This window comes from Streptomyces sp. NPDC041784 (assembly GCF_055591025.1).
In genome coordinates, this window is sequence record NZ_JBVJAB010000006.1 from 353,247 (window position 1) to 375,219 (window position 21,973).

At 71.6% G+C, this 21,973-nt stretch carries 23 protein-coding genes and 1 tRNA gene; 7 read left to right on the forward strand and 17 right to left on the reverse strand.

Annotation, left to right across the window (positions count from 1 at the left end; all coding sequences use genetic code 11):
• Position 1: 1 nt before the first annotated feature.
• From ACZ6D7_RS16050 to ACZ6D7_RS16065, 4 genes are all read left to right on the forward strand, one after another.
• Entirely contained in the window at positions 2-1,471 is a 1,470-nt protein-coding gene (locus ACZ6D7_RS16050) for a bifunctional glycosyltransferase family 2/GtrA family protein (protein ID WP_469490493.1), read from the forward strand.
• Positions 1,468-3,666 carry a glycosyltransferase family 39 protein gene (locus ACZ6D7_RS16055; protein ID WP_469490499.1) on the forward strand — a complete coding sequence of 733 codons (2,199 nt, stop codon included), beginning with the start codon at positions 1,468-1,470 and terminating at the stop codon, positions 3,664-3,666. The genes ACZ6D7_RS16050 and ACZ6D7_RS16055 overlap by 4 nt, the downstream gene beginning before the upstream one ends.
• A 147-nt stretch (positions 3,667-3,813) precedes the next feature.
• Positions 3,814-5,265, forward strand: a complete 1,452-nt coding sequence (locus tag ACZ6D7_RS16060) for an MFS transporter (protein ID WP_469490502.1) — start codon at positions 3,814-3,816, stop codon at positions 5,263-5,265.
• Between the two features lie 159 nt (positions 5,266-5,424).
• The gene (locus tag ACZ6D7_RS16065; RefSeq protein WP_469490505.1) at positions 5,425-6,186 is read left to right on the forward strand and encodes a TetR/AcrR family transcriptional regulator; all 762 of its coding nucleotides are present in this window, start codon (positions 5,425-5,427) and stop codon (positions 6,184-6,186) included.
• Between the two features lie 68 nt (positions 6,187-6,254).
• Here ACZ6D7_RS16065 and ACZ6D7_RS16070 read toward each other — a convergent pair whose 3' ends face one another.
• The 4 genes from ACZ6D7_RS16070 to ACZ6D7_RS16085 form a co-directional block, all read right to left on the reverse strand.
• Positions 6,255-6,725, reverse strand: coding sequence for a PPOX class F420-dependent oxidoreductase (locus ACZ6D7_RS16070; RefSeq protein WP_469490508.1), 471 nt, complete (start codon positions 6,723-6,725; stop codon positions 6,255-6,257).
• A 49-nt stretch (positions 6,726-6,774) separates the two neighbouring features.
• Positions 6,775-7,632, reverse strand: a complete 858-nt coding sequence (locus tag ACZ6D7_RS16075) for a YceI family protein (protein WP_469490511.1) — start codon at positions 7,630-7,632, stop codon at positions 6,775-6,777.
• A 156-nt stretch (positions 7,633-7,788) separates the two neighbouring features.
• Positions 7,789-10,287: an MFS transporter gene (locus ACZ6D7_RS16080; RefSeq protein WP_469490780.1), complete on the reverse strand. Its 2,499-nt coding sequence runs from the start codon at positions 10,285-10,287 to the stop codon at positions 7,789-7,791.
• An 82-nt stretch (positions 10,288-10,369) separates the two neighbouring features.
• Positions 10,370-10,888: a MarR family winged helix-turn-helix transcriptional regulator gene (locus tag ACZ6D7_RS16085; RefSeq protein WP_469490515.1), complete on the reverse strand. Its 519-nt coding sequence runs from the start codon at positions 10,886-10,888 to the stop codon at positions 10,370-10,372.
• Positions 10,889-11,182: 294 nt separating this feature from the next.
• Here ACZ6D7_RS16085 and ACZ6D7_RS16090 point away from each other — a divergent pair, with 294 nt between their 5' ends.
• On the forward strand, positions 11,183-11,380 hold the full coding sequence (locus ACZ6D7_RS16090; RefSeq protein WP_469490517.1) for a hypothetical protein: 198 nt from the start codon (positions 11,183-11,185) through the stop codon (positions 11,378-11,380).
• 71 nt (positions 11,381-11,451) lie between these two features.
• Here the strand turns inward: ACZ6D7_RS16090 and ACZ6D7_RS16095 are convergent, their stop codons facing one another.
• From ACZ6D7_RS16095 to ACZ6D7_RS16135, 9 genes are all read right to left on the reverse strand, one after another.
• Complete coding sequence (locus tag ACZ6D7_RS16095; RefSeq protein ID WP_469490521.1) at positions 11,452-12,252, reverse strand: hypothetical protein; 801 nt, start codon at positions 12,250-12,252, stop codon at positions 11,452-11,454.
• A gap of 104 nt (positions 12,253-12,356) precedes the next feature.
• A complete protein-coding gene (locus ACZ6D7_RS16100; protein ID WP_469490525.1) occupies positions 12,357-13,250 on the reverse strand; it encodes an RNA polymerase sigma factor SigF in 894 nt (297 codons plus the stop codon).
• Positions 13,251-13,658: 408 nt separating this feature from the next.
• A complete protein-coding gene (locus ACZ6D7_RS16105) occupies positions 13,659-14,636 on the reverse strand; it encodes an RNA polymerase sigma factor SigF (protein ID WP_469490528.1) in 978 nt (325 codons plus the stop codon).
• Positions 14,637-14,826: 190 nt separating this feature from the next.
• A complete protein-coding gene (locus ACZ6D7_RS16110; protein WP_469490530.1) occupies positions 14,827-15,120 on the reverse strand; it encodes a Dabb family protein in 294 nt (97 codons plus the stop codon).
• 18 nt (positions 15,121-15,138) lie between these two features.
• Positions 15,139-15,315, reverse strand: a complete 177-nt coding sequence (locus tag ACZ6D7_RS16115) for a hypothetical protein (protein WP_030798351.1) — start codon at positions 15,313-15,315, stop codon at positions 15,139-15,141.
• Between the two features lie 132 nt (positions 15,316-15,447).
• A tRNA-Ser gene (locus tag ACZ6D7_RS16120) sits at positions 15,448-15,532 on the reverse strand.
• Between the two features lie 45 nt (positions 15,533-15,577).
• A complete protein-coding gene (tadA, locus tag ACZ6D7_RS16125) occupies positions 15,578-16,009 on the reverse strand; it encodes a tRNA adenosine(34) deaminase TadA (RefSeq protein WP_469490533.1) in 432 nt (143 codons plus the stop codon).
• A gap of 50 nt (positions 16,010-16,059) precedes the next feature.
• Positions 16,060-16,587: a tRNA adenosine deaminase-associated protein gene (locus ACZ6D7_RS16130; protein WP_469490783.1), complete on the reverse strand. Its 528-nt coding sequence runs from the start codon at positions 16,585-16,587 to the stop codon at positions 16,060-16,062.
• A gap of 335 nt (positions 16,588-16,922) precedes the next feature.
• On the reverse strand, positions 16,923-17,135 hold the full coding sequence (locus ACZ6D7_RS16135) for a hypothetical protein (RefSeq protein ID WP_469490536.1): 213 nt from the start codon (positions 17,133-17,135) through the stop codon (positions 16,923-16,925).
• 138 nt (positions 17,136-17,273) lie between these two features.
• Here ACZ6D7_RS16135 and upp point away from each other — a divergent pair, with 138 nt between their 5' ends.
• A complete protein-coding gene (gene upp / locus ACZ6D7_RS16140) occupies positions 17,274-17,909 on the forward strand; it encodes a uracil phosphoribosyltransferase (RefSeq protein WP_469490539.1) in 636 nt (211 codons plus the stop codon).
• Between the two features lie 154 nt (positions 17,910-18,063).
• Here upp and ACZ6D7_RS16145 read toward each other — a convergent pair whose 3' ends face one another.
• Together ACZ6D7_RS16145 and ACZ6D7_RS16150 are read right to left on the reverse strand one after the other, a co-directional pair.
• A complete protein-coding gene (locus ACZ6D7_RS16145; RefSeq protein WP_469490542.1) occupies positions 18,064-18,714 on the reverse strand; it encodes a LytR C-terminal domain-containing protein in 651 nt (216 codons plus the stop codon).
• A 133-nt stretch (positions 18,715-18,847) separates the two neighbouring features.
• On the reverse strand, positions 18,848-19,144 hold the full coding sequence (locus ACZ6D7_RS16150) for a type II toxin-antitoxin system VapB family antitoxin (RefSeq protein WP_004943146.1): 297 nt from the start codon (positions 19,142-19,144) through the stop codon (positions 18,848-18,850).
• A gap of 109 nt (positions 19,145-19,253) precedes the next feature.
• Here ACZ6D7_RS16150 and ACZ6D7_RS16155 point away from each other — a divergent pair, with 109 nt between their 5' ends.
• Positions 19,254-20,783: a helicase HerA-like domain-containing protein gene (locus ACZ6D7_RS16155; protein ID WP_469490545.1), complete on the forward strand. Its 1,530-nt coding sequence runs from the start codon at positions 19,254-19,256 to the stop codon at positions 20,781-20,783.
• Positions 20,784-20,811: 28 nt separating this feature from the next.
• On the opposite strand, the gene ACZ6D7_RS16160 is transcribed toward ACZ6D7_RS16155, so the two are convergent.
• Both ACZ6D7_RS16160 and ACZ6D7_RS16165 read right to left on the reverse strand, forming a co-directional pair.
• Positions 20,812-20,955: a hypothetical protein gene (locus ACZ6D7_RS16160; protein ID WP_469490549.1), complete on the reverse strand. Its 144-nt coding sequence runs from the start codon at positions 20,953-20,955 to the stop codon at positions 20,812-20,814.
• Between the two features lie 48 nt (positions 20,956-21,003).
• Positions 21,004-21,318: a hypothetical protein gene (locus ACZ6D7_RS16165; protein ID WP_469490553.1), complete on the reverse strand. Its 315-nt coding sequence runs from the start codon at positions 21,316-21,318 to the stop codon at positions 21,004-21,006.
• Positions 21,319-21,973 lie beyond the last annotated feature (655 nt).

A 21,973-nucleotide genomic window follows, 5' to 3' on the forward strand; every position in this document is an offset into this window, starting at 1 on the left:
CATGCGAACCGATTCTTCTCCCGGCACCCTGCCGGCGCGGGAGCACCTCCCGGCCGTCACAGCCGGTACGCCAGTCCTGGACGTAGTGATCCCCGTCTACAACGAGGAGAAGGACCTCCAGCCGTGCGTCCAGAGACTGTACGACCACCTGGCCCGGACGTTCCCCTACCCGTTCCGCATCACCATCGCGGACAACGCGTCGACGGATCTGACCCCGCAGGTGGCGCAGCGGCTGGAGGCGCGGATCCCGGAGGTGAGGTCCTTCCGGCTGGAGCAGAAGGGCCGCGGCCGAGCGCTGCGGACCGTCTGGTCGGCCTCGGACGCCCCGATCCTCGCGTACATGGACGTGGACCTGTCCACCGACCTCAACGCGCTGCTGCCGCTGGTGGCCCCGCTGATCTCCGGCCACTCCGACCTGGCGATCGGCTCCCGGCTCGCCCGTAGCTCCCGCGTGGTGCGCGGGCCGAAGCGGGAGTTCATCAGCCGGGCCTACAACCTGATCCTCCGTGGCTCGCTCCAGGCCCGCTTCTCGGACGCCCAGTGCGGATTCAAGGCGATCCGGCGCGACGTGGCGCAGGTTCTGCTCCCCTTGGTGGAAGACACCGGCTGGTTCTTCGACACTGAGATGCTGGTGCTCGCCGAGCGGGCCGGTCTGCGTATCCACGAGGTACCGGTCGACTGGGTCGACGACCCGGACTCCACGGTGCACATCGTGAAGACGGCGACCGATGACCTGAAGGGGGTGTGGCGCGTAGGGAAGGCGCTGGCCACCGGTTCGCTGCCACTGGACCGGCTGACCAGGCCGTTCGGCGACGACCCCCGCGACCGAGACATCATGGACGTACCCAAGGGCCTGGCCCGCCAGCTCGTCGGCTTCTGTGTGGTCGGTGGTCTCTCCACGCTCTTCTACCTGCTGCTCTACAGCGGCTTCCGCCAGTTCAGCGGCTCGCAGTTCGCGAACGCGCTGGCCCTGCTGGTCTCGGCGATCGCCAACACCGCCGCCAACCGGAGGCTGACCTTCGGGGTGCGCGGCCGTGGCGGGGCCGTCAAGCACCAGGCCCAGGGCCTGGTCGTCTTCGGTATCGGCCTCGCGCTGACCAGCGGCTCGCTCGTCGCGCTGAACGCGGCGAACGCGGACCCCGCGCACTCGACCGAACTCGCGGTGCTCGTCGCGGCCAACCTCGCGGCGACCGTCCTGCGCTTCCTGCTCTTCCGGGTGTGGGTGTTCGCGGACCGGCGGGAGGCCGACGAGCCCGCCACCGCCGTCCGTAGCGCGGCGGCACCGATGGCACCCATGGCACCGACGGGACCGGCGGCACCGGGGCACGCCTCGCGGCCGAACCGCGAGACGGCCACGTACGACCCGACCCAGTTCCGCGCCGGCGAAGCCGCGGACGGCACCTGGAGGGACGCCACCATGCGCTTGCAGCCGGTGCGCCCCCACGACACCGACCCGGGGGACGCCCGATGACCACCCACCTCGACGAGTCGACGACCCGGCCACCCACGAGTGCGCCCGTGGCACCGATGGCACCCGCGGCACCCCTCGCCCCGGCCCCACAGTCGGGTGAGCCGAAGCAGCCCCCGCACCGCAGACTGTGGCGCGGCCGCCCCGAGGACCCCCGCTGGGTCCGCCCGGCCTTCCTCGGCCTGCTGGCGGCCACGCTCCTGCTCTACCTGTACAACCTGAGCGCCTCCGGCTACGCCAACTCCTTCTACTCCGCGGCCGTGCAGGCCGGCAGCCAGTCCTGGAAGGCCTTCTTCTTCGGCTCGCTGGACGCGGGCAACGCCATCACCGTCGACAAGCCCCCGGCCTCGCTGTGGCCGATGGCCCTGTCGGTCAGGCTCTTCGGCCTGAACTCCTGGGCGATCCTCGCCCCCGAGGTGCTGATGGGCGTCGGCACGGTCGCCGTCGTCTACGCCTCCGTGCGCCGCCGGTTCAGTGCCCCGGCCGGCCTGATCGCGGGCGCCGTGCTCGCGCTCACCCCCGTCGCCGCGCTGATGTTCCGGTTCAACAACCCGGACGCGATGCTGGCCCTGCTGATGGCCGTGGCCTGCTACTTCGTGGCCCGCGCGGTGGAGGACGGCCGGACGAAGTGGCTGGTGTGGGCCGGAGTCGCGATCGGCTTCGCCTTCCTCGCCAAGACGCTCCAGGCCTTCCTCATCCTGCCGCCGCTCGCGATCGTCTACGCGGTCTGCGCGCCGGTGTCGGTGAAGAAGCGCTTCGGACAGCTGGCGGTCGCCACCGGCGCGCTGATCGTCTCCGGCGGCTGGTGGGTCGCGATCGTCGAGCTGTGGCCGGCGTCCTCCCGTCCGTACATCGGCGGCTCGCAGAACAACAGCTTCCTGGAGCTGACCTTCGGCTACAACGGTCTCGGCCGCCTCAACGGCGAGGAGACCGGCAGCGTCGGCGGTGGCGGCGGCGGTGGCAACACCGGGCAGTGGGGCGAGACCGGCTGGGACCGGATGTTCAACTCCGAGATCGGCGGCCAGATCTCCTGGCTGCTGCCGGCCGCGCTGATCCTGCTGGTCGCCGGTCTGGTGGCCACCCGGAAGGCCCGTCGTACGTCCGTCACCCGCGGCCTGTTCCTCGTCTGGGGCGGCTCGCTGCTGATCACCATGGTCGTCTTCAGCTACATGGCGGGCATCTTCCACCAGTACTACACCGTGGCCCTCGCCCCCTACATGGCGGCCGTGATCGGCATGGGCGCCGGCCTGCTGTGGGAGAAGCGGTCCGAGCTGTGGGCCTCGATCACCCTCGCGGCCTCGGTCGTCGCGGCGGCGGCCTGGTCGTACATCCTGCTCAACCGCACCTCGGACTACCTGCCCTGGCTGAAGTGGCTGGTCCTGATCGGCGGCCTCGCCGCCGCGCTCGGCCTGGTCTTCGCGGGCCGGATCAACCGTCAGCTCGCCCTCGCGGCGGCCTCCCTCGGCCTGGTGGCCTCCCTGGCCGGCCCGACGGCGTACACCCTCAGCACCCTCCAGGAGGGCCACACCGGTTCCATCGTGACGGCGGGCCCGGCGGGCGCCTCCATGATGGGCGGCGGCGGTCCCGGTGGCGGCATGCGGGGCGGCTTCGGCGGCCAGCAGGGCCAGCAAGGTCAGAACCAGCAGGGCGGCGGCAACGGCTTCCCGGGCGGCGGCCAGATGGGCGGCGGCATGCCGGGCCAGAACCAGCAGAACGGCAACGGCACCACCCAGAACCCGGGCCCGGGCCAGGGCCAGAACCAGCAGGGCGGCCCCGGCGGCCAGACCGGCGAGGGCGGCGGCATGGGCGGCGGCGGTGGCGTCGGCGGCCTGCTGAACGGCGCGAGCGTCACGGACGAGGCCAAGAAGCTGCTGGAGGCCTACGCCGGTGACTACACCTGGGCGGCGGCCGCGATCGGCGCCCAGAACGCCGCGAGCTACCAGCTGGCCACCGGCGAGCCCGTGATGGCGATCGGCGGCTTCAACGGCACCGACCCGTCCCCGACGCTGGCCCAGTTCAAGGAGTACGTGACAGAAGGCAAGATCCACTACTTCATCTCCAGCGGCTCCGGCGGCGGCATGGGCGGCAGCAGCGACGGCACGTCCTCGCAGATCAGCACCTGGGTCCAGGAGAACTTCAAGGAGGTGACCGTCGGTTCGTCCACCTTCTACGACCTGACGCAGAAGGCGAGCGGCTGACATACCGCTGATCGAGACGATGGGCGGTGGCTCCCACGAGCCACCGCCCTTCGTCGTACCCCGAGCCTTCGTGCCTTCGTGCCTTCGCGTCCTCGTGCCCCGTAACTGTGTTGTACGCCGTACAGGAACCCTTCTACGGTGTACAGCATGACGTCAACGCCCCCGTCCCCAGCCCCGTCCCCGTCTCCAACCCCGTCCCCGTCCCCGCAGGGTGGCCACCCCCAGCGCTGGCTGATCCTCGGCGTGATCTGCCTGGCGCAGCTCACCGTCCTGCTCGACAACACGATCCTGAATGTCGCGATCCCCTCCCTCACCCGTGAGCTGGACGCGACCACCTCCGACATCCAGTGGATGATCAACGCGTACTCGCTCGTCCAATCCGGCCTGCTGCTCACCGCGGGCAGCGCCGCCGACCGCTACGGCCGGAAGAAGATGCTGGCCACCGGCCTGGTGCTGTTCGGCGCCGGCTCGCTCGTGGCCGGACTCGCGGACACCGGCGGCCAGCTGATCGCCGCCCGGGCCGGGATGGGCGTCGGCGGCGCGCTGCTGCTCACCACCACGCTCGCCGTCGCGATGCAGATCTTCACACCCGACGAGCAGCCGAAGGCGATCGGCATCTGGGCCGCGGTGAACGCGCTCGGCTTCGCCACCGGACCGCTGATCGGCGGCTTCATGCTGAACCACTTCTGGTGGGGCGCGATCTTCCTGATCAACCTGCCGGTCGTGGCGCTGGCCCTGACAGCGGTGATCGCGCTGGTCCCGGAGTCGAAGAACCCCCAGGGCGACCGGCCCGACCTGCTCGGCGCGCTCCTGTCCACCATCGGCATGGCCGCACTCGTCTTCGCGATCATCTCCGGCCCGGCGCACGGCTGGACCTCGGCGCGGGTGCTGGTGAGCGCGGCGGTCGCGGTCGTCGTCCTCGCGGTGTTCGCCCGATGGGAGAGCAGGATCCCGTACCCCATGCTCGACCTGGCGTTCTTCCGCGACCGTCGGTTCACGGGCGCGGTCGGCGGGGCGGTGCTGATCACCTTCGGGATGGGCGGCGCGCTCTTCCTGCTCACCCAGCACCTCCAGTTCGTCCTCGGATACGGCCCGCTGGAGGCGGGGCTGCGGACCGCGCCGCTGGCGCTGACCGTCGTTCTGCTCAACTTCACCGGGGTGGCGGCCAGGCTGACCGTGAAGCTGGGGGCGCCGGTCGCCGTGCTGGCGAGCATGGTGGTGATGGCGGGCGGCCTGGTGTCGATCGCGACCACCGGCGACGGCTACGCCGGGACGGCGATCGGGCTGGTGCTCATCGGCGTGGGATGCGCGGTCGCCAATCCGGCGATGGCTCACGCGATCATGAGTGCGATACCGCCGGCGAAGGCGGGGGTCGGCGCGGGGATCAACGGGACGCTTGCGGAGTTCGGCAACGGGCTCGGCGTGGCCGTGCTGGGGGCGGTGTTCAGCGCCTCCGTCGCCTCGGGGAAGTCCCTGTCGGCCGGGCTCGGGGCGGGGCAGTCGGTGGGGGCGGTGGCCGTGCTGGTCGGGGGACTGGTGGCGGCGGGGCTGCTGCGCCGGGCGGAGCGGGAGGAGAAGCCGCTGGTTCCGGCCGCCTGAGCCGCCCGCGCCCCGGGCCGAGTCCGTTGTCCGAGCCTGCCCGAGTCCCGCCCGAGCCGTTCGAGCCGTTCGAGCCGCTCGACACGGCCCCGCATCCCTCCGCCTCCGCCGCCGCCTAGCATCTTCATCAGTGACCGGATTGCAGGAAGGTGCCTCGCCATGGCCGAGACCGCCAAAGATGCCCTACAGGACAGCGTCTGGCTGGAGGGCAAGGCGCGTCGGAGGGGGCGGAGCGGGGGGCAGCCGTCCGGGCTCGACCGGGAGCGGATCACCGAGACCACCGTACGGCTGCTGGACGCCGAGGGGCTCGCGAAGTTCTCCATGCGGCGGCTGGCGGCCGAGCTGAACGTGACGGCGATGTCCGTCTACTGGTACGTGGACACCAAGGACGAGCTGCTCGAACTCGCCCTGGACGCCGCCTTCGGCGAACTGGAGCCGCCCGATCCGACGGACGAGGGCGAGGACTGGCGGGTCCAGCTGCGCACGCTGGCCACGCTGTACCGGACGCTTCTGGTCCGCCACCCCTGGCTGTCGCCGCTCGCCGGGCGCTATCTCAACATCGGCCCGAACTCGCTGCGGTTCTCCCGCGCGGTCCAGCAGGTCGTGCTGCGCACCGGTCTGCCCGCGCACGGAATCACCGGAGCCATCTCGGCCGTCTTCCAGTTCGTGTACGGCTACGGCACGATCGAGGGGCACTTCTTCAGCCGGGTCGCGGACACCGGACTGACCCCGGACGAGTACTTCCGGCAGGCGATGACCGCGACCGCCGAGGCCCCGCAGACCGCGGACATCATCGAGCAGTCCAGGAGCCTCATGGCGGCCCGCGGCGGCGACACGGTCGCGGAGATGATGGACCGCGACTTCACCTTCGCCCTGGACCTGCTGATCGCGGGCATCGAGGCGATGGTGGAGCGCGGCTGACCGTTCCTGGGGGCTGACGACTCCCGACGGTCGGCTACTCCCGACGGTCGGCTACTCCTGGCGGCCGGCTACTCCTGGGGGGCCAGCCGGGCCGGGAAGCCGCCGGTCGCCACCGGCCCCCACCGCTCCGGTGTGATCCGGATGATCGACTTGCCCTGCTTGACCATCGCGGCCCGGTACTCGTCCCAGTCGGGGTGCTCGCCCGCGATGTTGCGGAAGTACTCGACGAGGGGCTCTACGGAATCGGGGGAGTCGATCACCTCGGCCGTGCCGTCGATCTGGACCCAGGGCCCGTCCCACTCGTCGCTCAGCACGAGGACGCTGACCCGCTCGTCCCTCTTGGCGTTGCGGGTCTTGGCCCGCTCCGGGTAGGTGGAGACGACGATCCGTCCCGAGTCGTCGACCCCGCAGGTCAGCGGCGACGCCTGGGGGCCGCCGTCGGCCCGCCGGGTCAGCAGGATCGCGCGGTGCCGGGGGCGTACGAAGTCCAGCAACTCGTCGAGCGTGACGGAGGTGTTGGTCGCGATGTTCGGTGCCATGCCGTCAGCGTAGGCGGACGGGGCCCCGGCCCGCGTGACCCTGGCGGTCCTACGCCTGCGGCAGCGTGTCTCCCCGCACCGCCTGGACGTCCAGCTCGACCTTCAGCGTCGTACCGATGGCGGCGATGCCCGCCTGGAGGACCTGGTTGTAGTGCATGGCGAAGTCCTCGCGGTGGAGTTCCGCGGTCGCGCGGAACGCGGCCCGGGTGCCGCCCCAGGGGTCGGCGCCGGTGCCGAGGTGGGCGAGGGCCAGGTCGACGGGCCGTACGACACCGCGCATCGCCAGGTCCCCGTGGACCGTCCAGCGGTCCGGGCCCGCCGGGGTCAGGCCGGTCGAGCGGTAGGTGATCTCCGGGTACGTCTCGACGTCCAGGAAGTCCGCCGAGCGCAGATGGGTGTCGCGCATGCCGTTGCCGGTGTCGATGGACGCGGCCCGGATCACCGCCTCCACCCGGGACTTGGCGATCTCGTCCGGGGCGATCTCGATGCGCGCGGAGAACCCCGTGAACCGGCCGCGCACGCTGGAGATGCCCAGGTGCTGCGCCACCGCGCCGACCGTGGAGTGCGCCGGGTCGACCGTCCACGGACCGGGCGGCGGCAGCTCGGTGCCGCCCTGCCGGGCCAGGGTGATCGTCCCGACCTCGATCCGCCCTCCCCCACGCTCGGCTTCGCTCGAGCGGGAGGTACCCCCAGCCGTCACGATCGCGCTGGAGGCGACGGGCGCGTACCCGACGGCGGTGACGATCACGGTGTACGCCCCGGGCGCCAGCTCCGTCGCGTCCCGTACGGCGCCCTCGGGGTCCGCCTCGGCCCGCAGGATCTGCCTCCCCGTCATGTCCGTCACCGTGACGACCGCGTGCGACACGGCCCATCCGTCCCCGGTGCGGATCCTCGCGGTCAGTGCCATCTCTCAGGTGTCTCCTCGTGAGAAACCGGGCGGGCGGCGGGGAGCACCCAGCACCCTGCCGCCCGCCCGGCGAACCGTCCTGCTTGTCCTGCTTGTCCTGCTCGACCTGCTCGACCTGCTCGTTCTTGGTTCCGCAGGTCCGTTCGCTGCTTCTCGCTACTCGCCCGGGTGGGCGAGTTCGATGTCGTGGCCGTCGGCGCCGGACCCGGCGACCGTCAGCGCGGTGGCCACCGGCGGGTAGCCGGTCGCGATCACCGTGTAGTCGCCGGCGTCGAGGTCGGCGAAGGCGTACGCCCCGTCCGGGCCCGTGGTCGCCGTGCGCAGCACGTTGCCCGCCGCGTCCACGAGCGTCACCCGCGCGTCGGCCAGCGGACCGTGAGGCGCCCGTACGACGCCCTGGAGCCGGGCGCCCGCCTCGAGGACGACCTCCGCGCGGGTCACGCCCGTCACGCCGACCTCCACGGGCAGCGCGCGCGGCCGGAACCCGGGCGCGTTCACCGCGACCGTCACGGCACCCGGCACCAGCTCCGCGAAGCCGAACTCGCCCTGCTCACCGGTGGTTCCGGTGGCCAGCAGATCGCCGCGCACATCGGTGACGACCACCATCGCGTCCTTGACACCCTCGCCGGACCCGGCGGCCCGGACGACGCCGTTCAGCCCGCTGGTCCCGCTGAGCAGGACGTCGTACGCGACCGGCTCGCCGTTCACGACGATCGTGGACGCCTGCGGCTGGAACCCGTCGGCGGAGGCGATCAGGACGTACGACCCCGTACCGGGCGCGTCCAGCGCGTAGGAACCGTTGGCCTGCGCGACCGAGCGGCCCAGCTGACGGCCCGCGAGGGAGATCAGGGTGACGGCGGCCTGCGGGACGGGGGCGTTCTCCGCGCCGCGCACGTGGCCGTGGACGGGGATGCCGGGGCCGGCACCGGTGCCGTCACCGTCGGCGGAACCGGAGGATTCCCTCGCCATGGTGGCGACGGCCGCGAGCCGCCGGCTGCTCTCGGGACCGGCCCCGGTGGCGTCCGTGGCGGCGGTGGCTGCGGTGGTGGCGGCCCAGCTCGGGACCTTGTCGTCGGCGGGAGCGGGCACCCCGGCCTCGGCCCCGGCCGGCGTGGACTCCTCCGCCGTCGGGTTCTCCGACGTCTGCGCCATCGCGCCCGTCGTCCGCAGCGGGACCTCCTTGATGAACAGGGTGATCAGGAAGGCGACCAGCGCCAGGCCGGCGGCGATCAGGAAGACGTCCGCGATGCCGTGGCCGTACGCGCTCTCCATGACCGTGCGCAAAGGCGCGGGCAGCTTGTCCATGTCCGGTATCTCGCTGGAGGAGCTGGAGCCGGACGCGAGGGAGGCGTACTGCGGGCCGAGGCCGGCGATGCCGTCCTTGGCGTAGTCGGTGATGCGGTTCGCCATCACGGCGCCGAGCGCGGAGACGCCCATCGCACCGCCGAGCGAACGGAAGAAGGTGACCGTGGAGCTGGCCGAGCCGAGGTCGGCCGGGTCCACCTGGTTCTGCGTGGACAGCACCAGGTTCTGCATCATCATGCCGACGCCGAGCCCGAGCAGTGCCATGAAGACCGCGGTCTTCCAGTACGGGGTGTCGTAGCGGATCGTGCCCAGCAGCCCGAGGCCCGCGGTGATCAGCACACCGCCGCCGACCAGCCAGGCCTTCCACTTGCCGGTGCGGGTGATGAGCTGCCCGGAGACGGTGGAGGAGACGAACAGACCGGCGATCATCGGGATCGTCAGCACCCCGGACATGGTCGGGGACTCGTCCCGGGCCAGCTGGAAGTACTGGGCGAAGAAGACCGTGCCGGAGAACATCGCGACGCCCACGAACATCGAGGCGATCGAGGAGAGCGTGATGGTGCGGTTGCGGAACAGCCGCAGCGGGATGATCGGCTCACTGGCCCGCGACTCGACGAGCACGAAGACGAGCGCCAGGGCGACCGATCCGGCCAGCATCGTGTACGTCTGCCAGGACAGCCAGTCGTACTTGTCACCGGCGAAGGTGACCCAGACCAGCAGCAGCGAGACCGCGGCCGAGATGAAGAACGCGCCGGCCCAGTCGACCTTGACGTCCCGCTTCACGACCGGCAGGTGCAGGGTCTTCTGGAGCACGATCAGCGCGATCACGGCGAAGGGCACGCCGACGTAGAAGCACCAGCGCCAGCCGAGCCAGCTGGTGTCCGTGATGACACCGCCGAGCAGCGGGCCGCCGACGGTGGCGACGGCGAAGGTCGCGCCGAGGTAGCCGGAGTAACGGCCGCGCTCGCGCGGGGAGATCATCGCCGCCATCACGATCTGCGCGAGGGCGGACAGACCGCCGACACCGATGCCCTGCACGACACGGCAGGCGATCAGCATCCCGGCGTTCTGCGACAGACCGGCGGCCATCGAACCCAGCACATAGATGACCAGGGCGAGCTGGACGAGCGCCTTCTTGTCGTAGAGGTCGGCGAGCTTGCCCCACAACGGGGTGGCCGCCGTCATCGACAGCAGGGTGGCGGTGACGACCCAGGTGTAGGCGGACTGGCCGCCGCCGAGGTCGCCGATGATCTCCGGGAGGGCGTTCGAGACGATCGTGGACGACAGGATCGCCACGAACATCCCGAGCAGCAGCCCGGAGAGCGCCTCCATGATCTGCCGGTGGGTCATGGGGCCGTGCTCGGCGCCTCCCCCGTGCTTGGCATGGGCCCGCACACCGGCTGGTGTGGTCGTTGCCATGGGCTTCCTTCTCTTAAGTGTTCGCGGGTGTACGGGTGGTCGGTGCGTCGTCGTCATCGGCGGCGGCGGGAAGAACGGGCGGCGGTGGCCGGTGCGGTGTCCCACGGCAGTCGTCGAAGCTCGCTCTGAGCTTGGCCATCAGCCGGGTGAGCTGGCCGACCTCGTCGTCGGTCCAGTCGGCGAGGCGCTCGGCGAGCATGCGCGTGGTCCGCTGAGAGAGTTCGTCGATCTGCGCACGGCCCGACGGGGTGAGGCGCAGGATGCGGGAACGCTTGTCGGCCGGGTCGGGGGACCGCTCGATCCAGCCGCGCTCGGCGACGTGCGCGACATGGCGGCTGGTGACCGAGAGGTCGACGGCGAGCAGCTCCGAGAGATTGCTCATGCGCATGTCGCCGTGGCGGTCGAGCAGCGTCAGTACGGCGGCGGATCCGCCGGGGCACTCGGACGGCAGGATCCGCCCCATCTCCCGCTTCACGGCGCCGAAGGCGCTGAGCTGACGGATCAGCTCCTCGTACCGCGTCTGCCCGGCCATCACACCTCCTGTTTCGTCCTGTTTTCGTCGGGACGCTTTCGTTGCTTAGGGCAACCATAGACCGTGATTGGTTGCTACAGGCAAATAAAAACCGGGGATGCGCCGCAAAAAGTTGGCAAAGGCAAGTATTGCGAGGGTAAATGTGCAGGTGGAGGCGGGTCGGGGGGTGGAGGCGGGGTGGGGCGGAGGATTCCTTCACGTCCCCGACTCGGGTCCTTGGCTCAGGTCGTGCGGGACCGTCCTGCGGGACCCCCGCTTGGGGCGGCCCACCCGTTTTCGCTAGTGTCTCGGCCCATGGCTAACAACCAGGGCCCCCAGGGCAACTACGACCCCGCAGGCAGCACCCAGATGTTCCGCGCGTTCGTCGACGAGGGCGCGCCCCAGGCCTCCCGGCAGGCTCCCGCGCCGGCGGGTCCCCGCATCGGCCTGATCGTGGGCATCGTCGCCGCGGTGGTGATCGTCGCGGCGGTCGCCTGGCTGGCGCTCGCGTAACACCGCGGACGGCACGCTCGCGTAACACCGCGGACGGCACTGTCGCCGTCCAACTCCCAACGGACGCCGTCTCACTCCCACCGGACGGACACGTCCCGCGTCTCGACGTGCATGCCCAGCGGGACCCGCCAGGCGTCGACGCACACCGTCCACGTCTGTCTCTTCCGTGCTCCGGGGGCGATCGGCGTGGGCAGGGGCTCGGTCGAGTCGAGCGTGGCCCAGTCGATGCCGAGCGCGTCGATCACGTGCGTCCCGAAGTCGACCGTGCCCGAACGCACCGCCGTACCGCCGGAGTTGTGGAAGGTGAGGGTCACGTCCTCGCACCAGCGCTGGTCGGTGGGTGTGCGCACCGGTGTGCCGGTGGTCAGAGCGGCCGGGGCCGGGCTCGCTGGGGGCGTCGGTGCCGCCCCCCCCACCGAGGGCGCCGGGGGCCGTGTGGGTGCGGCGGGTGTGGGCCGAGTCGTACGGCCGGAGCCGTCCGCTTCCGCCGGGGGCGAGGCCTCGGTCGCGGGGGCGCCGCCCGGGCTCGGACCGCCCGTCTCCGGTCGGCCCTGTCCCGTACTGCCCTGACTGCCTGTACTGCCCTTGTTCGTGGGGGAGTTCACCGGCGGCCCGTCCAGCGGGATCAGCCGTACCCCTCCCGTCGGGCCCGCGCCCGGGCCCGTACCGGCTCCGGGTGTGCCGTCCCCGGCCGGGCCGATCGCCACGAAGTCACCGCCGTGGCCACCGGGGCCACCGGGGCCGCCTCCCCCGCATCCGCCCAGCGCGATCCCCGCGCAGACGACGGCGGCCGCCGACGCGCCCCACAAGGCGCCTCGGCGGCCACGGGTCCGTGTCCGGGTCCCGGTCGGGTGTTCCGGAGGCTTCGGCATCGCGCCAGTGTCACTGACGGATCGTCAAGAAGGAAGCCTCCGGCGCCGATCCGGTCGGGTCGATCCTGGTCGGGTCGATCCGCTCGGTCGGGGCCGATTCGGGGTCAGTCCGCGATCAGGCCGTCCCGCAGCTGGGCCAGGGTCCGGGTGAGCAGCCGGGAGACGTGCATCTGGGAGATGCCGACCTCCTCGCCGATCTGCGACTGGGTCATGTTGGCGAAGAAGCGCAGCATGATGATGCGCCGCTCGCGGGGCGGCAGCTTGGCGAGGAGCGGCTTCAGCGACTCGCGGTACTCCACGCCCTCCAGTGCCGTGTCCTCGTACCCGAGGCGGTCGGCCAGGGAGCCCTCGCCGCCGTCGTCCTCGGGGGCGGGGGAGTCGAGCGAGGAGGCCGTGTAGGCGTTGCCGACCGCGAGGCCGTCGACCACGTCCTCCTCGGACACGCCCAGGACCGCGGCCAGTTCGGCCACCGTCGGGGAGCGGTCCAGCTTCTGGGAGAGTTCGTCGCTGGCCTTGGTGAGGGCCAGGCGCAGCTCCTGGAGGCGGCGCGGGACGCGGACCGACCACGAGGTGTCGCGGAAGAACCGCTTGATCTCCCCGACGACCGTCGGCATCGCGAACGTCGGGAACTCCACGCCGCGTTCGCAGTCGAAGCGGTCGATCGCCTTGATCAGGCCGATGGTGCCGACCTGGACGATGTCCTCCATCGGCTCGTTGCGCGAGCGGAAGCGCGCGGCGGCGTAGCGGACGAGCGGGAGGTTCAGCTCGATGAGGGTGTCGCGGACGTAGACACGCTCGGGGCTGTCCTCGGCGAGGGCGGCCAGTCGCAGGAACAGGGAGCGGGACAGGGTGCGGGTGTCGATGGCCCCCGTGGCCGGGAGAGCCGGAGCCGGCGCGGCCTCGAGGGCCGTGACGTCGTTGAGCACGTCGGGCTCGGCGGGCGCGGTCTCGCTCTTGGTGAGCGTGAGCACCTTCGAGCTGCCCTGGTCTGCGGACATGCCACCCCCTTTGGGTCGCGGGACGGTCGCGGCGAACGATCCCGTCGAGGAGAACGTCAGCCTTCACCTGAATACCGGAGCCGAAGCTCTGGCAAACGCGCTTCCCGCAGAATGTCACATGTCGGCAACACGCTGTAGTGACATGTCGACATCTCCGTAACGGATCGGCCCTGGAAAGAGGGGGTCTGACGGTTTTTCAGCTCAGTTATGTCGGGAAGTGACCCACTGGGTGATTCGCTCTCACCGGTGACATCTCGCTCTTGCTTGCGATCCCCTATCGGGTTACGTGACCAGAGCCGTGCGCCCGGTCCGTGCGCCCTGCCCGTGCGCCCGTGCATACGGCTGTGCCTCGGCCCGATGCTGTGAATCGGGCCGCTTCCGGGGTGGGCCCAAGGCCTCGATCCCGCCCTACGCCTCGATCCGGTTCGCCGAGCGGAGGCGTTGGAAGCTGCGCGCGAGGAGCCGGGAGACGTGCATCTGGGAGACGCCGAGTTCCGCGCTGATCTGTGACTGGGTGAGGTTGCTGTAGTAGCGCAGCAGGAGGATGCGCTGCTCGCGCTCGGGCAGCTGGACCAGGAGATGGCGGACCAGATCGCGGTGCTCCACGCCGTCCAGCGCCGGATCCTCGTAGCCGAGGCGGTCCAGCAGCCCCGGCAGCCCGTCGCCCTCCTGGGCGGCCTCCAGGGACGTGGCGTGGTACGAGCGGCCCGCCTCGATGCAGGACAGCACCTCCTCCTCGGTGATCCGCAGCCGTTCGGCGATCTCGGCGGTGGTCGGGATGCGGCCGAAGGCCGTCGTCAGGTCCTCGGTGGCGCTGTTCACCTGCACCCACAGCTCGTGCAGCCGGCGCGGTACGTGGACCGTGCGGACGTTGTCGCGGAAGTACCGCTTGATCTCGCCGACGACCGTCGGCATCGCGAAGGTCGGGAACTGCACGCCCCGGTCCGGGTCGAAGCGGTCGATGGCGTTGATCAGCCCGATGGTGCCGACCTGGACGACGTCCTCCATCGGCTCGTTGCGGGAGCGGAAGCGGCCGGCGGCGTAGCGCACGAGCGGGAGGTTGGCCTCGATCAGCGCCCCGCGCACCCGGTTGTGCTCCGGCGTGCCCGGCTGGAGTTCCTTGAGCTCGGCGAAGAGCACCTGGGTCAGCGCCCGGGTGTCGGCCCCGCGGCGCCGCTCCGGGGCGGGGGCGCAGGCTTGGACGGGTGCCTGCGCAGGGCCAGGGCCAGGGGCAGGGGCAGGGGCAGGGGTGGGTGCCTGGGCGGGGGCTGGGGCGGGGGCTGGGGCAGGGGCAAGGGTGGGTGCCTGGGCGGGGGCTGGGGCGGAGGCCTGGGCATGTGCCGGGGCGAGTGCCTCTTCCTGAGGCGGCGCAGTACTGGCCGACACGGTCAACGCCACCTCTTCATCGGTCAATCATCCGTCAAAAGCGGTCATAGCATCACAAGACATGTGCACTGTGTGCAAGCACCCCATAACGCCGTGTTGGGGGACAAGTTGGGCCGCCGAACGCGCGAAAACCCCCCGCCGTCACGGCAGGGGGCTCCGATGGTTCGACAGCGGCGCGGGCTGGAACGCGCTAGAACTCGTAGTCCGCGACCACCCAGGTGGCGAACTCCCGCCACAGCGCGACGCCTGCCTGGTGGGCCGGATGCTCGAGGTACCGCTTCAGGGCGTCCGCGTCCTCGACCGCCGAGTTGATCGCGAAGTCGTAGGCGATGGGGCGCTCGCTGATGTTCCAGCCCAGCTCCCAGAAGCGCAGCTCCTCGATCTGGTCGCCGAGCGCCCGGAAGGCCGCTTCGCCCTCCACGACCCGGGGGTCGTCGCGGTCGACGCCTTCGTTGAGCTTGAAGAGGACCAGATGGCGGATCATGGGAACTCCCAGTGCGTCCTACTGCGCCCCGTCGGCGAGCCACGTGAAGAAGTCGCCGATGGCCTTGGCGGCGTCCGATATGCCCTGGAAGCCTATCTGGACGTAGTCCGCAGCCTTGGCGGGGTCCGTGATGATCACGTAGAGCACGAAGACCACGAGTACGTAGACGGCGATCTTCTTGGCGTTCACCGCCACCTGGCCTCCCCTGTATGCGCCCGTTCGGGCCCCTGTTGCCGGGCGTGAGTGTAACTGTCAGATCATCGGAAAACGATGAAGAACGCGCGCACGACGAAGGGCCCGGTCCAATGGACCGGGCCCTTCTGAGAGCGGTAGCGGAGGGATTTGAACCCTCGGTGACTTGCGCCACACTCGCTTTCGAGGCGAGCTCCTTCGGCCGCTCGGACACGCTACCGAGGGAGACCTTACAGCACGTGCGGCCAGGTTTTGAAATCGGTAATCAGCGGGTGCGGAAGAACTCGGTGAGCAGCCCCGCGCACTCCTCGGTGAGCACGCCCTCGACGACCTCGGGCCGGTGGTTGAGACGCCGGTCGCGGACGACGTCCCAGAGGGAGCCGGCCGCGCCCGCCTTCTCGTCGCGGGCGCCGTAGACGACCCGGTCCACCCGCGACTGGACGATCGCGCCCGCGCACATCGTGCACGGTTCGAGCGTCACGACGAGCGTGCAGCCGGTCAGCCGCCACTCGCCGAGCCGTTCGGCCGCCCGCCGGATCGCGAGCACCTCCGCGTGGGCCGTCGGATCGCCGCCGGCCTCGCGCTCGTTGTGGCCGGCCGCGAGGACGGTGGTGCCGTCCGTGGCCAGCACGACGGCGCCGACGGGAACGTCCCCGCCCCGGACGGCCAGCCGGGCCTCGTCCAGGGCGAGCCGCATCGCGGCCCGCCAGGGGTCGCGTACCGGATCCGCCGACGCCGGTGCAGCGGTCAGCGGACGGTCTCCAGGACCTCCGAGGCCCCCAGGGCCTCGGCGATCTCGCCGAGCGCGTCGTCCGACATCGACCTCAGCTCCTTCTCGCCGACGCCGAGGTCGTCGAGGATGCGGGGGTCTCCGACCGGGCCGTGCGGCACCGCGTCGGCAGAAGCGGAGCCGCCCTCGGCCTCGTCGTCCTCGTCATCACCGTCCTCGGTGCCGTCGAGGTCGAGGGCGTCCAGGTCGTCGTCACCCGGGTCCCTTCCGAGCAGTTCGTCGGTGAGCAGCAGCTCGCCGTACGAGCTGCGGCTGGCGGCAGCGGCGTCGGAGACGTAGACGCGCGGGTCCTCCTCACCGTCCACACGGACGATGCCGAACCACGAGTCCTCCTGCTCGATGAAGACGAGGACCGTGTCATCGTCTTCGCCGGAGGACTCCCGGGCCAGGTCGGCCAGATCCGACAGGGTTTCCACATCGTCGAGCTCTGTGTCGCTCGCTTCCCACCCGTCTTCGGTGCGCGCGAGCAGTGCGGCGAAGTACACCGTGACTCTCCCACTGGTCATAGGCGTGCCGGTTGGGGGTCCCCCCGGCGGAGGTTACGGGCGGAGAGAGCTGTGCTCCGAGCCCCACCCACTCGGAATCGTGGCAGAAACAAGGCGTTCAGGGGACGTCTTCGGCTCCCTGTGTCCGGTGGTTTTGATCGCACGTCCGTCAGCACGTCCGCAGGCAACTCACCAGCGCACTCATTGCCGCCACCTGCGGATCGTACGCGGCTTTCCCCCGCGCCCGAGCACGCCCACCCCCGAGTGCCACCCGTGGCGGTGGCGATCTTCCCCGAACGCCCCGAAGTGCCGTACGGGGAAGGCGGATCGTTCGGCTACCAGCGGAACGTGCGCATGCGCATCGCGTGGCGCAGCCGGGCGGTTCTGGCGCGGCGCGGCTGGACCCGGTCGCGCAGTTCGCGGGCCTCGGCGAGTTCGCGCAGGAAGCGGGCGCGGCGCCGACGGCGCTCGGCGTCGGTCTCCTGCGGCTCGGCCGGCTCCGGCGCTCCGCCACCACGGGAGTCAGGCAGGTCAGGCAGATCAGGCATCGGCTCACCACCCAGGTCCGTCTCCACCACTTTCCCCCTGATGGGGGGTTTGATGCCAGCGAACGGCCCAACCACGGGGCGCGGACTCACTCTGTGTGTGCGGACGCCGGGCGGGTGCGGCCGGTTACTGTTGTGGACATGCGCCTCCACGTCGTCGACCACCCTCTGGTCGCCCACAAGCTCACCACGCTGCGCGACCAGCGCACGGACTCCGCGACCTTCCGCCGTCTGGCCGACGAACTGGTCACCCTGCTCGCCTACGAGGCCACGCGCGACGTGCGCACGGAGCAGGTCGACATCACCACGCCGGTCGCCTCGACCACCGGCGTCAAGCTCTCCCACCCGCGTCCGCTGGTCGTGCCGATCCTGCGCGCGGGCCTCGGCATGCTGGACGGCATGGTCCGGCTGCTGCCGACCGCCGAGGTGGGCTTCCTGGGCATGGTCCGCAACGAGGAGACGCTGGAGGCGTCCACGTACGCCACGCGCATGCCGGAGGACCTCTCCGGCCGCCAGGTGTACGTTCTGGACCCGATGCTGGCCACGGGCGGCACGCTGGTCGCGGCGATCCGTGAGCTGATCAAGCGCGGCGCCGACGACGTGACCGCCGTCGTGCTGCTGGCCGCCCCCGAGGGCGTGCAGATCATGGAGCGGGAGCTGGCGGGCACGCCGGTCACCGTGGTGACGGCGGCCGTCGACGACCACCTCAACGAGCACGGCTACATCATTCCGGGCCTGGGCGACGCGGGCGACCGGCTGTACGGCGCGGCCGAGTAGCACCCCTCGGCGGCCGCCGGGCAGTACTCCTGGGCGGCCGCCGGACACCTCTCCTCGGCCGCCGTCCGCCGGAAGGTGGTGCCAGGCCGGACAGTGGTGTCTGCCCGGAAGTATCGGTATCAGGCCGGACGGTGGTGTCAGGCCGAAGGCGGTGTCAGCAGCCCTTCTTCGTGGTGGCCGCCGGTGCCGGTGCGGTCAGGGCCGTCAGGGCCTTGGCCGCGTCCGCCTGGCTGCTCAGCGCCTTGAAGCCGTTGCCGATGATCAGGTCGATCTCGGTGCCCTTGCGGGCGGCGTCGGTGCGGCGCTCGGCCGCGGTGAGCTGGGTGGCGAGCACCGGCAGCGAGCTGTTCAGCGAGGATGCCGGGCCGAGCAGTATCCCGATGCCGGTGACCTTCTTGTCGTACTGCTCGGTGGCGTTGCCCACCTCGCCGATCTTGAAGCCGCGCTTCTTCAGCTCGTCGGCCGTGGTCTTGGCGAGACCGGCGCGGGTGGTGGCGTTGAGGACGTTCACGGTGATCTGGGCGGGCCGTGGCAGCGCGGCGGCGGACGCCGAGGCGGCCGGGCTCGCCTTCGCGGACTTCACCGCGCAGCCGGTCTTGGAGCCGGCCGCCGAGGCCTCCCCGCCACCGCCGGTGAAGACGTCGATGAGCTGCAAGGTGCCCCAGCCCGCCACGCCGAGCGCGGCGCCGCAGGCGACGACCACGACGACCAGCCTGCCGCGTCGCCGGTGGGGGCGCATGCGGGGGTATTTGTCCCCCGTGATCCGGTACTTGCCGCCCATGCCGGGGGGAGTCAGCATGCTCATGGGCGCAGCGTAGTGCGCCCGGGCGGCCATGACTAATAAACGATCATCCGACACCGTGCGGAGGGCGGGAAAGAACCCGAAAGGGTCAACCGCCGGACGCGAGAGGCGCGTCGGTCCAGCTCGAGCAGGCGCGTCAGTCCAGCTCGAGCACGCGCGCGTGCAGCACCTGACGCTGCTGGAGCGCCGCCCGCACCGCGCGGTGCAGCCCGTCCTCCAGGTAGAGGTCGCCCTGCCACTTCACGACGTGCGCGAAGAGGTCGCCGTAGAACGTCGAGTCCTCGGCGAGCAGGGTCTCCAGGTCGAGCTGCTGCTTGGTGGTCACCAGCTGATCGAGGCGGACCGGGCGCGGTGCGACGTCCGCCCACTGCCGGGTGCTCTCCCGGCCGTGGTCGGGGTACGGCCTGCCGTTTCCGATGCGCTTGAAGATCACACGGAAAGCCTACCGGCCCAGACCTTCCGGGCGCAGCCATGGCGAGCGAGTGCGACGCTGGAAAAGATGTGAGGAACGGGGGCAAAACGGGAGCGAGGGGACCGGGGCGATGAGCGGTGCCAGTGAGATCGCCGCCGGGTACGCCTTCACCGGCCCCGCCCTCGACCTGGGAGCCCTCCTCCGGGAGGGGCGCTGCCTGCCCGACGCGCCGGTCCGGGTGCCGTTGCCCGTGCTCAACCGGCACGGCCTGGTCGCGGGCGCCACGGGCACCGGCAAGACCAAGACGCTCCGGCTGATCGCGGAGCAGCTCTCGGCACAGGGCGTCCCGGTCTTCCTGGCCGATGTGAAGGGCGACCTCTCGGGCATCTCGGCGCCCGGCGCGGACGGCGACAGGGCGCGGGAGCGGGCGCGCGAAGTCGGCCAGAAATGGACGGCGAGCGGCTTCCCGGCGGAGTTCTACGCCCTCGGAGGGCTCGGCCACGGCATCCCGCTCCGGGCGACCGTCACAAGCATCGGACCGGTCCTGCTGTCGAAGATCCTCGGGCTCAACCCGACCCAGGAGCAGTCGCTCGGCCTGATCTTCCACTACGCCGACCAGAAGGGCCTGGACCTGGACGACCTCAAGGACCTGCGGGCGGTCGTGGCCTTCCTGGCCTCGGACGAGGGCAGGCCCGAGCTGAAGAACATCGGCGGGCTGTCCACCGCCACCGCCGGGGTGATCCTGCGCTCGCCGACCGCCTTCGAGGCCCAGGGCGCGGCGGCGTTCTTCGGTGAGCCGGAGTTCGACACCGGCGAGTTCCTGCGGGCGGCGGCCGACAGGCGGGGGACCGTCTCGGTCCTGGAGCTGCCCGCCGTCCAGGACAAGCCGCAACCGTCCTCCACCTTCCTGATGTGGCTGCTGGCCGACCTCTTCCACGACCTCCCCGAAGTCGGTGACGCGGACAGGCCCAAGCTCGTCTTCTTCTTCGACGAGGCGCACCTGCTGTTCCACGACGCGTCAAAGGCGTTCCTCGACTCCATCACCCAGACCGTCCGGCTGATTCGCCCGAAAGGGGTCGGCGTGTTCTTCGTCACGCAGTCCCCGAATGACGTACCCGGTGACGTCCTCGCCCAGCTCGGCAACCGCGTCCAGCACGCCCTGCGGGCCTTCACGCCCGACGACCACAAGGCCCTCAGAGCCACGGTGAAGACCTTCCCGAACTCCGCCTACGACCTGGAGGAGCTGCTTACCGGACTGGGCACCGGTGAGGCCGTCGTCACGGTCCTCGGCGAGCGGGGCGCCCCGACCCCGGTCGCGGCGACCCGGCTGCGGGCCCCCGAGTCCCTGATGGGGCCCCTCGACGGAGCGGTCGTCGACCAGGCGGTCCGGGCGTCCTCGCTCCACGAGCGCTATGCACAGGCTGTGGACAGGGAATCGGCGTTCGAGAAACTGGCGGCGGCACAGGAGAAGGCGGCGCCGCGGCCGGAGGGAGAGCCGAGGCCGAAACCGAAAGCGAAGCCGGCGCCGAAGGAGGAGCCCTCGGTCGTCGAACAGGTTGTCGGCAGCGGGATGGTCCGGTCCCTGGCCCGCTCCCTCGGCACCCAGATCGGGCGGGAGATCACCCGTTCCCTCTTCGGTACGGCACGGCGGAGGCGGTAGCCCGCGGGCCACGCCCCCGCCGCCCCGGTCAGCGGCTCCGGTCGTTCGCCGGGGCCTGCTGCGGCCGGCCGCGCTCGGCCGTCTTCGTCTTCGTCTGCGGCTTCGGGGCCGCGTTGCGGGCGGCCTCGGCGCGCAGCAGGGCGCGCAGGACCGCGTAGGGGTCGGTGGGCATGGCTGTGCTCCTCGCGTGAGTGCTGACGGGCGTTTCGCGGGGCGTCCGTCAGCAGCGCAAGACCACGGTGCGCAGGCTGTGCAGGGCGTACGGCGTCCAGGGCGGCGCGGGCCGGGCCCGGTCCGCCGGGACACCGGGCGCCGGGGCCGTGGGCGGCGCGGGCCGCAGCGGTACGGCGGGGCGGTGGGCGCCGGGTGCGGGGCGCAGGGCCGGGTCGACGACGTCGTACTCGACGATCTCCGCGGCCGCGACCGGCGTCGCGGAGACCTCGGTGGCGGCGCCGGGCGCCAGCAGGGCGAGCAGCAGGACGAACGCCCGCAGCCAGGTGCGGCCGTGCGGGACAGGTCGTGCGGTGCTGCTCATGGCAGGTCATCTGCCCGCGACACGCCCACGCCCCAGCACACCGACGACGGAAACCGCCCGTTCGGCGGACAGGGGGTTTCGGCGGGGGTCCGGCAAAGGCCGGGCAGGAGCGACGGCGCGCCGCCGGCGAAGGCGGGCACCCGCGACGAGGCGCCCGGCCGTCACTCACGGCCGTCACTCACGGCCGTCACTCACGGCCGACACCCGCGGCCGTCACCCCGGCGAGGTGCCCGGCCGGCGCCCCCGCCGTCACCCGCCGCCGACAGCGCGCCGCTGGCGAAGGCGGGCACGCGCGGCGAAGCGTCCGGCCGTCACTCACGGCCGTCGCCCGCGGCCGTCACCCGCGGCGAGGTGCCCGGCCGGCACCCCCGCCGTCACCCGCCGCCGACAGCGCGCCGCTGGCGAAGGCGGGCACGCGCGGCGAAGCGTCCGGCCGTCACCCACGGCAGACACCCGCGGCCGTCACCCGCGGCGAGGTGCCCGGCCGGCACCCCCGCCGTCACCCGCCGCCGACGGCGCGCCGCCGGCGGAGGCACGCGCGGCGAAGCGTCCGACTGTCACCCGCGGCCGTCACCCGCGGCGAGGTGCCCGGCCGGCACCCCCGCCGTCACCCGCCGCCGACAGCGCGCCGCTGGCGAAGGCGGGCACGCGCGGC

Excerpts from the sequence above, each read along its gene's own strand:
- ACZ6D7_RS16050 (WP_469490493.1), top strand. The coding sequence starts at position 2 with ATGCGAACCGATTCTTCTCCCGGCACCCTGCCGGCGCGGGAGCACCTC.
- ACZ6D7_RS16055 (WP_469490499.1), top strand. The coding sequence starts at position 1,468 with ATGACCACCCACCTCGACGAGTCGACGACCCGGCCACCCACGAGTGCG.
- ACZ6D7_RS16060 (WP_469490502.1), top strand. The coding sequence starts at position 3,814 with ATGACGTCAACGCCCCCGTCCCCAGCCCCGTCCCCGTCTCCAACCCCG.
- ACZ6D7_RS16065 (WP_469490505.1), top strand. The coding sequence starts at position 5,425 with ATGGCCGAGACCGCCAAAGATGCCCTACAGGACAGCGTCTGGCTGGAG.
- ACZ6D7_RS16070 (WP_469490508.1), bottom strand. The coding sequence starts at position 6,725 with ATGGCACCGAACATCGCGACCAACACCTCCGTCACGCTCGACGAGTTG.
- ACZ6D7_RS16075 (WP_469490511.1), bottom strand. The coding sequence starts at position 7,632 with ATGGCACTGACCGCGAGGATCCGCACCGGGGACGGATGGGCCGTGTCG.
- ACZ6D7_RS16080 (WP_469490780.1), bottom strand. The coding sequence starts at position 10,287 with ATGACCCACCGGCAGATCATGGAGGCGCTCTCCGGGCTGCTGCTCGGG.
- ACZ6D7_RS16085 (WP_469490515.1), bottom strand. The coding sequence starts at position 10,888 with ATGGCCGGGCAGACGCGGTACGAGGAGCTGATCCGTCAGCTCAGCGCC.
- ACZ6D7_RS16090 (WP_469490517.1), top strand. The coding sequence starts at position 11,183 with ATGGCTAACAACCAGGGCCCCCAGGGCAACTACGACCCCGCAGGCAGC.
- ACZ6D7_RS16095 (WP_469490521.1), bottom strand. The coding sequence starts at position 12,252 with ATGCCGAAGCCTCCGGAACACCCGACCGGGACCCGGACACGGACCCGT.
- ACZ6D7_RS16100 (WP_469490525.1), bottom strand. The coding sequence starts at position 13,250 with ATGTCCGCAGACCAGGGCAGCTCGAAGGTGCTCACGCTCACCAAGAGC.
- ACZ6D7_RS16110 (WP_469490530.1), bottom strand. The coding sequence starts at position 15,120 with ATGATCCGCCATCTGGTCCTCTTCAAGCTCAACGAAGGCGTCGACCGC.
- tadA (WP_469490533.1), bottom strand. The coding sequence starts at position 16,009 with ATGCGGCTCGCCCTGGACGAGGCCCGGCTGGCCGTCCGGGGCGGGGAC.
- ACZ6D7_RS16135 (WP_469490536.1), bottom strand. The coding sequence starts at position 17,135 with ATGCCTGATCTGCCTGACCTGCCTGACTCCCGTGGTGGCGGAGCGCCG.
- upp (WP_469490539.1), top strand. The coding sequence starts at position 17,274 with ATGCGCCTCCACGTCGTCGACCACCCTCTGGTCGCCCACAAGCTCACC.
- ACZ6D7_RS16145 (WP_469490542.1), bottom strand. The coding sequence starts at position 18,714 with ATGAGCATGCTGACTCCCCCCGGCATGGGCGGCAAGTACCGGATCACG.
- ACZ6D7_RS16155 (WP_469490545.1), top strand. The coding sequence starts at position 19,254 with ATGAGCGGTGCCAGTGAGATCGCCGCCGGGTACGCCTTCACCGGCCCC.
- ACZ6D7_RS16160 (WP_469490549.1), bottom strand. The coding sequence starts at position 20,955 with ATGCCCACCGACCCCTACGCGGTCCTGCGCGCCCTGCTGCGCGCCGAG.
- ACZ6D7_RS16165 (WP_469490553.1), bottom strand. The coding sequence starts at position 21,318 with ATGAGCAGCACCGCACGACCTGTCCCGCACGGCCGCACCTGGCTGCGG.